Below are 11,907 nucleotides of genomic sequence, written 5' to 3'. Positions count from 1 at the left end.
CTTAGAGCGCTCCTTCGCCAGGCTTGCCGCCGAATCGGGCGACCAGCTTCAGATAGACGCCGATGATCACCAGCATGATCGCCACCAGTGTCATCGCCAGCGCACTGCCAAACGGCCAGTTGCGCGATTGCAGGAACAGGTCCACCAGCGCGTTGCCGACGAAGAACACCTTGCCACCACCGAGCACGGCCGGGATCAGGAACTCGCCCATCAACAGAATGAACACCAGCATGACCCCGGTGATGATCCCCGGTGCCGACAACGGCAAGGTAATCCTGCGAAAACTGTCAAAGGCGCTGGCGCCCAGATCGGCCGAGGCCTCCAGCAGGCGTTTGTCGAGCTTTTCCAGGCTGACGTAGATCGGAAACACCATCAGCGGCAGGTAGCCATAGACGATGCCGATCAGCACGGCGTATGGCGTGTTGATCAGGCGCACGTCGTCCAGACCGACGCTCGCCAGCAAGGCCGGGATGCCCTTGCCGCTGAGGATGAAGATCCACGCGTAGGTCCGAATCAGAAAGCTGGTCCAGAACGGCACGATCACCAGCGTCAGCAACAGCGAGCGATTCTTGCCGGCCTTGACCGCGAGAAAATAGGCCAGCGGATAGGCCGCCAGCAGGCACACCAGCGTTCCCAGCGGCGCCAGTACCAGCGTGTTGCCGAACGCCGCCGCGCGGGAGCCGAGGTTGAGGTAGTTGGCCAGGGTCAGGCCGCCGGCGTAACCGCCGACGGCGCTGCGCTCGCCAAAGCTGAAGACCAGAATGATCACCAGCGGCATCACCAGAAGCAGCAGGAACCACAGGGTCGACGGCAGCAGCATCAGCAGTGTGATGCGTCGGCCCAGGCTGCGCCGCTTGTCTTGCGCGCGCTGACTGTCGGCGTCCGCGCTCGCCTCGGCGTGCCGGGTGGCAGGGTTGATGACGGCATCCATGTGCGGTTCCTTATTGCTCATAGCCAGGGATCATGCGGATTTGAAACGGGCCATCAGTTCGGCGCGCAGTGGACTGGTCAGGGTCGCGGCGGCACCGAACTCCAGCGGGCTCAATTGCTCGGCGGCCGGGTACATGATCGGGTCGTTGAGCATGGCCGTCGGCAGCAACGCATCGACGCGCTTGTCGCCGCTCGGGTAGCCGTGGCTCAGCACTTCCAGCTTGTTGTGTTGTGGGTCGAGCAGGTAATTGATGAACGCGTAGGCGGCGTCCTTGTGCTCGGCGCTTTTGGGGATGGCGAAGAAGTCGCTCCACAGTTCGCCGCCTTCCTTGCCCAGCGCGTAGACCATCGACGGAATGTCGCGATGCAGCTGCGAGGCATCGCCGGTCCAGGACATGGCCATGATCGCGTCGCCACTGCGCATCGACGGCTGGATGTCCGAGTTGATGGCGAACAGGTGCGGCTTGACCTCTATCAGCAGCTTCTCGGCATCGGCCAGCTCTTTGGGGTCCAGCGAGTTGAAGCTGTAGCCGAAGGATTTCAGCGCGTTGCCGATGGCGGTCAATTGATAGTCATGAACCATGGTGCGGCCGTCGGCCTGGTCCTTGGCAATCGCCCAGAATTCTTTCCACGACGTCGGCTTGGCCTTGAGCTTGGCGCTGTCGTAGGCCATGCCGGTGGTGCCCCAGTTCTTCGGCACGGCGTAAACCTTGCCGTCAACCGTGCCTTGGGCCATGAATTTTTCCTGGAACGCCGACGGGTCGAAATTGGGAATGCGAGCCAGGTCCAGTGGTTCGATCAGGCCCAGTTTGACGTAGGTGCTGATGGTGTAGTTGGTCGGCACCAATACGTCCCAGCCGCTGCCACCGGCCTGCAGCTTGGCGAGCATTTCTTCGTTGGAGCCGAACACGCTCATCGACACACGGGCGCCGGTGGTTTTAGCAAAGTTATCGAGGTTTTCCTGGCTGTGGTAATTGGGCCAGGTCGCCAGACCGAGACGATCGCCGATGTTCTTCTCGGCACCCAGCGCGCTGGCGCTGGAACTGCCCGCGAGCAAGCCCGGCATGTTGGTGGCGACCACCGCAGCGGCAATGCCAAGACCCGTGCGCCCCAGAAAGTCACGGCGCGTGATCGAGCCGTTCTGCCAACTGCGCATCGTCTTGATAAAGGTCTTCTGGTCCATGGCATTCTCCCCGTCGGATAAGTGATTCAATCGTTAGCGTGGCGTTGCTCGTTGCTTGATTCGCTACAGGGCCATGGCCAGGCCGCTGGCGTTGTTCCAGCCCACCTGAACGGCGGCGCCGTGTTCAAAACCCGATGGGTCGACCGTGCCCTGACCGCCCGCCCCATGCTGACGCGGAACACGCACGCAGACGATGCCGAACGGCTGGGTGCGCACGCGGTATTCGGTGATGTTGCCGAGGTAAATGCGGTCCTCGACGCAGCCGTCCAGGGTCACGTCCCGACCGTAAAGACCGCCCTTTGCGGCGATGTCGATCAGCTCTGGGCGCACGGCGATGCAGCCCTCGGTGTTAGCGCTCAACGGGGCGCCGTTCGGCGTCAACGGGCTGCTCAGCTCAATGCCTTGTTCGGTGCGCAGCACGGCCGAATTGCCCTGCACGTGGCGCACCGTGCCGTTGAACAGATTGGATTCGCCGATGAAGTCGGCGACATAGCGCGTGGCCGGTGCCTCGTAGAGTTGTTCGGGAGATGCGGTCTGGATGATCGATCCGCTGTGCATGACGCTGATGCTGTCGCTCATCGACAGCGCTTCTTCCTGATCGTGGGTGACCAGCACGAAGGTGATGCCGACTTCCCGTTGCAAGCGCAGCAGTTCGGATTGCATTTCTTTACGCAGCTTGCGGTCCAGCGCGGCCAGCGGCTCATCAAGCAAGAGCACGGTGGGTTTGTTCACCAGTGCCCGGGCGAGCGCCACACGTTGTTGCTGACCGCCCGATAATTCGCTCGGCTTGCGATGCCCGAGCCCGGACAGGCGAACCATCTCCAGTGCTTCGTCCGCGCGGCGTTGCTGTTCTTTCTTGTCGGGGCGAGGGGTGAGATAGCGCAGGCCGTAGGCGATGTTTTGCGACACGGTCATGTGGGGAAACAGCGCGTAGTGCTGGAAGACCATGTTCACCGGACGCTGATAAGCCGGCACGCCGGCGACGTTCTTGCCGGCCAGACGCACTTCGCCAAGGGTCGGCTGATCGAAGCCTGCGATCATGCGCAGCGTGGTGGTCTTGCCGCAGCCCGAGCCGCCGAGGAAGGAGTGAAAGGTGCCGCGCTTGACCTGAAAACTCAGGTTATTGACGGCCTTGAGGTTCCCGTAGTGTTTCTCTACGTTGCAGAACTCGATATCGTTTTCGTGGCGACTGTCGCTCATCATGGGCTCTCGCATTCCGTGCAGGGTTCGCTGCAATGGAGGCCAAACTAGCAATCGCGGTTTTGCGCTGTATATATCCCTTGGGGGATAGAGGTCGTTTCTGGACAGCCGAGTCGAGATCAACTTTCAAGGGGCGATTTTATGTAGGCGCCGGCAAGCTGGCTCCTACAAAGACGAGAGGCAGGGGCGACAGTTACAAAGGTGTTGGATCAGGCGGAAACGGCGACGTCCGGCCCGGTCAGCTCGCGGATGAACAGCCCTAGAAGCTCGGCCTGACTGCCGATGCCGAGCTTGGCGTAGATGTTCTTGCGATGAATTTTCACGGTGCCTGGACTGATGGAAAGCTGTTCTGCCACCGACGCGCTGGAATGCCCGCGCAGCAACAGGCGAACAATTTCCTGCTCGCGTCCGGTGAGGATGTGATCGCCGAAATGATCGAAAGCAGCGTGGACCTTGAAGTCCAGATCCTGTGCCGAGCGCGGCTGTTGCTCGCGATGCTGACGCCAGGCTTCGGTGATGACCTGCTCGACGATGGCCTGCGCGCACTCGATCAACTGCAGTTCATCGCGGCTGAACGCACAGCTGGCCGTGGCGCGCATCAACGACAACACCGCCATGGCGTCACCGCCCAGATCGATGAAGAACGCGACTTCCTCGGCCAGTCCCGTCTGCTGGTAATACGCCAGATAGTATTCGCTGAGGTAGAAGTGGTCGGGGGCGAACTGCCGCAACCGCCACAGGCCTGGCGGTTGTTTGCGTGTACACGCGAGATAAAACGGATCGAGCAAGTAAGGCCCGACCTGATAGTCGTCGACGTAGATCTTGCGTTTGTCGGGAGGGAACGTGTCGAACAACGCCAAAGGACGGTGATTGCCTTCATAAACGAACAGGACGAAGTGGTCCACCGGCGCAATCTGCTTGAGCCACTGACTCAATCCGCCCAGACGCGCTGCACCGCCCGGAAGGTCGAGAAGATGGGCGATTCCGGTGGTCCAGTGTTTCAGTTCCTTTGGGCGCATGGCGGCGTTCGACAACTGATCCGTGAGAGAAGGGCAGTTCAGCACAGGATGCAGGATGTGCGCCACTGCACAGTTCGAGGGTTTGACTGCGGCGTGCACGGGCCGGACCGGTTAAGGTGATGCCTCGGATTGTTTCGCGCTGCACCCTTTTCTGGCAGCGCGTGTTACCGGTTGCTACGTCTGTGAGGCGGGGGCGGTTATCTGCAGTTCGGGGGTCGTCTCTATTAGCAGGCCCAGTGCCATTACTGTTTTTGTCGGGCGTTTTCCCCCGTCGTCTGTTTCAATACTGACTGTTCGCTTGATGAACAGAGGACCGTGGTCATGCAAATTTCACTGAACAACACGCTGTATCCAGGCCTGAGTGCTATCCAGGTCGGGCAGAACCGTGTCGATCAGGCCGCCACCCAGTTGGCCAGCCCGGCGACGGAAGTGTCCGGACGCACCCAGTCTTCCGATTTCCAGCTTGAGCGTTTGCGTGCGGTTGATCGTCCTCCGGCCTCCGACATGGCCACCAATATCGTCGAACTGACCCAGGGCAAGATCCAGGTCCAGGCGGGCGTTAAAGTCGAAAAAGCCAGTGACGAAATGCTTGGTACGCTTATCGACACGTACGCCTGACCTCTGCTTGATGCTTTCTCCAACGTGCGCTTAGGCGCACGTTTTCGTTGTGCGCCTTCCTTCTGAATAACGCCTTATCAGCCGTCCGAATCACGGGCTTCTGACGGCCGTTCGCAACGCCTCCTCAACTAGACTCAACGTTATTCGACTCAGTCGCGATCCTTGCTGCGGGCCTTTTCCTGCCTGATGTTCAACGCGCCGACGATGAAAGGTGCGTGACGCACCCTTGACAAGGATTGGGCGTAAACGTATGTTTCAAACACCTGTTTGACCGCCGGGCAAAACAATCGACGTCGGCGTAGGGGCCAGTCCCCGCAGTGACCGAACGGTCATCCAATTCCAGGATTCATCAGCAGAGGTTTATCGCTATGCCTGACTACAAGGCCCCCTTGCGTGATATTCGCTTCGTTCGTGACGAACTGCTTGGTTACGAAGCGCACTATCAGAGTCTGCCAGCATGCCAGGACGCCACGCCTGACATGGTCGACGCCATTCTCGAGGAAGGCGCCAAGTTTTGTGAGCAGGTACTGGCACCGCTGAATCGTGTGGGTGACACCGAAGGCTGCACCTGGAGCGAGTCCGGCGTTAAAACGCCGACCGGCTTCAAAGAGGCTTACAAACAATTCGTCGAAGGCGGCTGGCCAAGCCTGGCCCATGACGTTGCGCACGGCGGCCAAGGCCTGCCTGAGTCGCTGGGTCTGGCCGTCAGCGAAATGGTCGGCGAAGCCAACTGGTCGTGGGGCATGTACCCAGGCCTGTCCCATGGCGCGATGAACACCATCTCCGAGCACGGCACCCCTGAGCAGCAAGAGGCTTACCTGACCAAGCTGGTGTCGGGCGAGTGGACCGGCACCATGTGCCTGACCGAACCTCACTGCGGTACCGACCTGGGCATGCTGCGCACCAAGGCCGAGCCTCAGGCTGATGGTTCCTACAAAGTCTCTGGCACCAAGATCTTCATTTCCGCTGGCGAACACGACATGGCCGATAACATCGTCCACATCGTACTGGCCCGCCTGCCCGACGCGCCTGCGGGCACCAAAGGCATCTCGCTGTTCATCGTTCCTAAGTTCCTGCCATCCGCTGACGGCAGCGTCGGCGAGCGCAATGCAGTGAACTGCGGCTCGCTGGAACACAAGATGGGTATCCACGGCAACGCCACCTGCGTGATGAACTTCGACGGCGCCACCGGTTTCCTGATCGGCCCGGCGAACAAAGGCCTGAACTGCATGTTCACCTTTATGAACACCGCGCGTCTGGGCACTGCGTTGCAAGGTCTGGCTCACGCCGAGATCGGCTTCCAGGGTGGTCTGAAATACGCCCGCGAGCGTCTGCAAATGCGTTCGCTGACCGGCCCGAAAGCGCCTGAAAAAGCCGCTGACCCAATCATCGTCCACCCTGACGTACGTCGCATGCTGCTGACCATGAAGGCTTTCGCCGAAGGCACACGTGCGATGGTTTACTTCACGGCCAAACAGGTCGACATCGTCAAATACAGCGATGACGCCGAAGCCAAGAAGCAAGCTGACGGCCTGCTGGCCTTTATGACTCCGATCGCCAAGGCGTTCATGACTGAAGTCGGTTTCGAGTCGGCCAACCACGGCGTGCAGATCTATGGCGGCCACGGCTTTATCGCCGAGTGGGGCATGGAGCAGAACGTGCGCGACAGCCGTATCTCGATGCTGTACGAAGGCACCACCGGCGTTCAGGCTCTCGACCTGCTGGGCCGTAAAGTGCTGATGACGCAGGGCGAGGCGCTGAAGGGCTTCACCAAGATCGTTCACAAGTTCTGCCAGTCGCAGGAAGGCAATGAGGTCGTCAACGAATTCGTGACGCCGCTGGCTGCGCTGAACAAAGAGTGGGGCGAGTTGACCATGAAGGTCGGCATGGCCGCCATGAAAGACCGCGAAGAAGTCGGTGCCGCTTCGGTGGATTACCTGATGTTCTCCGGTTATGTGTGCCTGGCGTACTTCTGGGCTGACATGGCACGTGTCGCAGCCGAAAAACTGGCGGCTGGCACCACGGAAGAGGCGTTCTACACCGCGAAGCTGCAGACCGCTCGTTTCTACTTCCAGCGCATCCTGCCGCGCACCCGCACTCACGTTGCGGCCATGCTGTCGGGCGCCAACAACCTGATGGACATGAACGAAGAGCACTTCGGCCTGGCTTACTGAGTCAGCCGCAGGGTTTTACCTCAAAGCCGCTTGTCCTTCGGGGTGAGCGGCTTTTTTGTGCGCACCGCCGATCTGTAGGAGCGCACTTGCCCGCGATCAGGTCAGTACATCCATTGCAATGGTGGTGAATGTGCCATCCATTCGCGGGCAAGCGCGCTCCTACAGGTCTGAGGTGACGCAAAAAAGAGTGATCCATCTCACAAATTCTCCTCATCAAATCTATGATCTGGCCGATACAGGCACAATGCCATTTGATTTGTACAAGTAGGAGACATTCCTCTTGCTGCGCCCTTCCGCCGCACGTCTCAGCCATTTTTTACCGTCACTGGCGTTGTTGATCGCCGGACTCGCGGCTGCGTACGTCAAGGACCTCAACGTCTTCTTCACCTCACTGTTCAACGTGCTCCCCACGTTGGTGCTGTTGCTCGGTGGTGCGTATTGCGGCGTTTATAAACGCCAGCGTGAACTGTTTCTGATGATCACCGTGTACACCGCGTATTTCCTGCTCGACACACAAACCGATTACTACCGGGACAACGGCAAGGTCCGCGACGACGCTGCGGTGGTGTTCCACCTGTGTTGTCTGTTGCTACCGGTAATGTTCGCGCTCTACGCCGCCTGGGAAGAACGCACGCACCTGTTTCAGGACCTCGTCGCCCGTCTGGCCGTTTTCGTGGCGGTGGGCAGCGTGGCGCTTGGGCTTGAGCAAAGCTTCCCCGAAGCATTGCTGGCCTGGTTGGCCGACATCCGCTGGCCGTCGCTGCACGGCGAGTGGATGAGCCTGATCCAGCTGTCTTACGCGACCTTCCTGATCGCTTTCGCGGTGCTCATCACGCAGTACATCCGCAAACCCCGTCCGCTGCACGCGGCGCAACTGGTGGGTCTGCTCGGACTGTTCTGGGCGTTGCCCAAAACATTCATTCTGCCGTTCACGCTGAACATCATGTGCAGCCAGGTGATGTTGATGATCGCCTCGGCGGTTGCGCATGAGGCCTATCAGATGGCGTTCCGTGACGAGCTGACCGGCTTGCCCGGACGACGCGCACTCAACGAACGGATGCAGCGCCTGGGCCGCAACTACGTGTTGGCCATGAGCGACGTTGATCATTTCAAAAAATTCAACGACACCCACGGTCACGACGTCGGCGATCAGGTGCTGCGCCTAGTTGCCAGCAAGCTGTCGAAGATCACCAACGGCGGCGGCCGCGCGTATCGCTACGGCGGAGAGGAGTTTGCAATTGTCTTCGCGGGCAAGACGCTGGAGGAGTGCATGCCGCACCTGGAAGTGATCCGCGAAACCATCGCCAACTACGCGATTCACCTGCGTAACCCGGACAGTCGGCCGCAGGATGATCAGCAGGGTCGCCAGCGCCGGGCGGGCTCGCAAGCTTCGACGGTGTCGGTCACGGTCAGCATAGGCGTCGCTGAGCGCCAGCCGGAACATCGCAATCCGGAAGAAGTGCTCAAAGCGGCGGATCAGGCGCTCTATGCGGCCAAAGGTGCGGGCCGAAATTGCGTGATATCACACGGTCAGACGAACAAGCGCGGCGTTGTGAGAATGGCCGCCGCCAGCTGATCCGGATTCCCTTTCCCTTGTAATCAAAGGCTTTCACGGCTCTGTGAAGGCCTTTGAATGCATTCTGGTTATTTGTGACCTTAATTAGATAAATGGTCACTACCTGACCCTATGTGTCGCAAATGGTGTTCATGTACACTCGGATTCACTGACACATCGACGCCGCTGAATGACTGCGGCGTCCCTTTTTCCGGGTTATTTGCTGCTGTTTGCGAGGTTTGCCATGGCTGACTACAAAGCGCCTTTGCGCGATATGCGCTTCGTCCTGAATGAAGTGTTCGAAGTCTCCAGGCTCTGGGCCACATTGCCCGAGCTGTCCGAAGCGGTGGATGCAGAAACCGTCGAGGCCATTCTCGAGGAGGCCGGCAAGGTCACCGGCAAATCCGTTGCGCCGTTGAGCCGTGCGGCCGACGAAGAAGGCTGCCACTGGAAAGACACCGCCGTGACCACGCCGGCGGGTTTCGTCCAGGCTTACAAAACCTATGCCGAAGGCGGCTGGGTCGGCGTCGGCGGTAACCCTGAGTTTGGCGGCATGGGCATGCCGAAGGCGGTCTCGGCGCAGGTCGAAGAAATGGTCAACTCGTCGAGCCTGGCATTTGGGCTGTATCCGATGCTCACCTCCGGCGCGTGTGTGTCGATCAATAACCACGCCAGTGAGGATTTGAAGGCCACCTACCTGCCAAACATGTATGCGGGTATCTGGGCCGGCTCCATGTGTTTGACCGAGGCGCACGCCGGCACCGATCTGGGGATTATGCGCACAAAGGCCGAGCCTCAGGCTGACGGTTCCTACAAAATCAGCGGCACCAAGATTTTCATCACCGGCGGCGAGCACGACCTCACCGAAAACATCATTCATCTGGTGCTGGCCAAGCTGCCTGATGCGCCCGCGGGCCCGAAAGGCATTTCGCTGTTCCTGGTGCCTAAATTCCTGGTCAACGGTGACGGCAGTCTGGGTGCTCGAAACACGGTTTCCTGCGGCTCGATCGAACACAAAATGGGCATTCAGGCGTCGGCCACCTGCGTGATGAACTTCGATCAGGCCGAGGGCTATCTGGTCGGTGAGCCAAACAAAGGCCTGGCGGCGATGTTCACGATGATGAACTACGAGCGTCTGGGCGTTGGCATTCAGGGTCTGGCCTCGGGCGAGCGCTCCTACCAGAACGCTATCGAATACGCCCGCGATCGCCTGCAAAGCCGTGCGCCGACCGGTGCTCAGTCCAAGGACACCGTCGCCGACCCGATCATCGTTCACCCTGATGTGCGTCGCATGCTGCTGACCATGAAGGCCTTGAACGAAGGCGGCCGTGCGTTCTCCACCTACGTCGCCATGCAACTGGACACCGCCAAGTACAGCGAAGACGCCAGCGTGCGCGAACGCGCCGATGCGCTGGTTGCGTTGCTGACGCCGGTGGCCAAGGCCTTCCTGACGGACATGGGCCTCGACACCACCGTGCATGGCCAGCAGGTGTTCGGCGGCCATGGCTACATTCGTGAGTGGGGCCAGGAGCAACTGGTGCGTGACGTGCGCATCACCCAGATCTACGAAGGCACCAACGGCATTCAAGCGCTCGACCTGATGGGGCGCAAAGTCGTCGCCAGCGGTGGCGCGTACTACAAGCTGTTCTCCGACGAGATTCGCGCATTCATCGCGTCTTCCGACAGTGCGCTGAGTGAATTCACCAAGCCGTTGGCTGCTGCGTTGACGACGCTTGACGAGTTGACTGACTGGGTCCTCGACCGGGCGCGGACTAACCCGAACGAAATCGGTGCGGCCTCCGTCGAATACCTGCATGCGTTCGGCTACACGGCCTACGCCTACATGTGGGCAATGTCGGCCAAGGCAGCGCTCGGTAAAGAAGCCCAGGAGGATTTCTACGTCAGCAAGCTGGGCACTGCGCGCTTTTACTTCGCGCGTTTGTTGCCGAGAATCCATTCGCTGGCCGCCTCGGTTAAGGCGGGCAGTGAGTCGCTCTATCTGCTGGATGCTTCGCAGTTTTGATCATGTATCCGTCGTGTAAGCATTTGCTTACACGACGTGATGACAAACTGGCTCTATCGCTCTAATGGATCCAAGATTAATCTAACTACATGGACGTCGCGCAGGATGCGCAAACAGACAACATGGACACGTAGGGACTACCTGCCAGGATGGCGGGACGAAAGGGAAGTCACAGGGAAACAGTCTGGAAAACCTCGCCTCGGCGGGGTTTTCTTTTATCTGCGGTTTGAAAATCCCTCCTTCTGCCTCACAACCTCTCCAGCGCGGCGGGTGTGGGATTGACCACTTCTTCCAGTACCGACTTCAGCAGCTCCAGCGTCGTTTGCTGTCGTAAGGCATCTCGATACACAAGTCCGATCTGCAATGGCACCCTCGGTTCGCTCAGCGGTTTCCACAACAGTTCTTCGTTCTCTTGAATATCCTGCGCGCGACCCGGCAGCACGGTGGCAAGCTTCATGTGGGACAAGCTGTCGAGAATGCCGGCCATGTTGTTCAGTTCAGCCTGAACGTGCGGGCGGCGACCCAGATTGCTCAATTGGCTCTGCCAGATCTGCCGCACCTGGAACTCTTCGCCTAAAAGCAGCATGGGCAGTTCGGCCGCCTGGCTCATCGAGACTTTCTTGAATTCGCGCAACGGGTGATTCGCCGGGATGACCAGCTTCAGTTCGTCTTCGTACAGCAGCATGCCATGCAGCCCCGGCTGGCGGGGCGGCAGGTAGCTGATGCCGATGTCCAGCGAGCCGTTTAGCAGGCGACGCTCGATTTCCATCGCGCTCAGTTCGTAGATCTGCACCACCAGATGCGGCTGCTCCTTGCGCACGTGTTCAAGCATCTGCGGAACCAGGCTGGAGTGCACGGTCTGCATTACGCCGATGGCCAGCGTCCGTTGCGACTGACCCTTGAAGTTGCGCAGTGCATCGCGGGCGCGCTGCATCCCTTCAAGCAGCGGGACGGCATGGTTGTACAGCGTGTGCGCGGCGAGGGTTGGCAGGAGGCGTTTACTGCTGCGTTCGAACAGGCTGACGTCGAGGCCGTGTTCGAGTAGACGAATCTGTTGCGAAAGGGCCGGTTGCGACAACGACAGACGCTCGGCAGCGCGGCCGACATGACCTTCTTCGTAGACCGCGACGAAATAACGCAGTTGGCGGAAATCCATAAGTAAGTCTTATCGAAATGGCTGGAAAATCGAAATGGTCGTTTTGACG

At 59.7% G+C, this 11,907-nt stretch carries 9 protein-coding genes; 4 read left to right on the top strand and 5 right to left on the bottom strand.

Translation table 11 applies throughout. The features are described 5' to 3' along the window. Position 1: 1 nt before the first annotated feature. The 4 genes from BLS87_RS09615 to BLS87_RS09600 form a co-directional block, all read right to left on the bottom strand. Positions 2-931 carry an ABC transporter permease gene (locus tag BLS87_RS09615; RefSeq protein WP_074752259.1) on the bottom strand — a complete coding sequence of 310 codons (930 nt, stop codon included), beginning with the start codon at positions 929-931 and terminating at the stop codon, positions 2-4. 30 nt (positions 932-961) lie between these two features. Next, the gene (locus BLS87_RS09610) at positions 962-2,113 is read right to left on the bottom strand and encodes an ABC transporter substrate-binding protein (protein ID WP_074752258.1); all 1,152 of its coding nucleotides are present in this window, start codon (positions 2,111-2,113) and stop codon (positions 962-964) included. A gap of 63 nt (positions 2,114-2,176) precedes the next feature. After that, complete coding sequence (locus tag BLS87_RS09605) at positions 2,177-3,313, bottom strand: ABC transporter ATP-binding protein (protein WP_074752522.1); 1,137 nt, start codon at positions 3,311-3,313, stop codon at positions 2,177-2,179. 209 nt (positions 3,314-3,522) lie between these two features. Continuing rightward, positions 3,523-4,332: a helix-turn-helix transcriptional regulator gene (locus tag BLS87_RS09600; protein WP_074752521.1), complete on the bottom strand. Its 810-nt coding sequence runs from the start codon at positions 4,330-4,332 to the stop codon at positions 3,523-3,525. 321 nt (positions 4,333-4,653) lie between these two features. Here BLS87_RS09600 and BLS87_RS09595 point away from each other — a divergent pair, with 321 nt between their 5' ends. The 4 genes from BLS87_RS09595 to BLS87_RS09580 all read left to right on the top strand — a co-directional run bounded on the left by BLS87_RS09595 (position 4,654) and on the right by BLS87_RS09580 (position 10,702). Then, complete coding sequence (locus BLS87_RS09595) at positions 4,654-4,950, top strand: pyrroloquinoline quinone biosynthesis protein PqqE (protein WP_074752257.1); 297 nt, start codon at positions 4,654-4,656, stop codon at positions 4,948-4,950. 368 nt (positions 4,951-5,318) lie between these two features. Next, positions 5,319-7,124 (top strand): phenylacyl-CoA dehydrogenase, encoded by a 1,806-nt coding sequence (locus tag BLS87_RS09590; protein WP_074752256.1) that lies wholly within the window; start codon positions 5,319-5,321, stop codon positions 7,122-7,124. Positions 7,125-7,404: 280 nt separating this feature from the next. Next, positions 7,405-8,700: a GGDEF domain-containing protein gene (locus BLS87_RS09585; RefSeq protein ID WP_074752255.1), complete on the top strand. Its 1,296-nt coding sequence runs from the start codon at positions 7,405-7,407 to the stop codon at positions 8,698-8,700. Between the two features lie 223 nt (positions 8,701-8,923). Further along, complete coding sequence (locus tag BLS87_RS09580; protein WP_074752520.1) at positions 8,924-10,702, top strand: acyl-CoA dehydrogenase C-terminal domain-containing protein; 1,779 nt, start codon at positions 8,924-8,926, stop codon at positions 10,700-10,702. 247 nt (positions 10,703-10,949) lie between these two features. On the opposite strand, the gene BLS87_RS09575 is transcribed toward BLS87_RS09580, so the two are convergent. After that, entirely contained in the window at positions 10,950-11,858 is a 909-nt protein-coding gene (locus BLS87_RS09575; RefSeq protein WP_074752254.1) for a LysR family transcriptional regulator, read from the bottom strand. Positions 11,859-11,907 lie beyond the last annotated feature (49 nt).

It is taken from the genome of Pseudomonas abietaniphila, from assembly GCF_900100795.1.
GTDB lineage: Bacteria > Pseudomonadota > Gammaproteobacteria > Pseudomonadales > Pseudomonadaceae > Aquipseudomonas > Aquipseudomonas abietaniphila.
The sequence above is the reverse complement of the archived record's forward strand: the minus strand, read 5'-3'. Positions and strand labels throughout refer to the sequence as shown.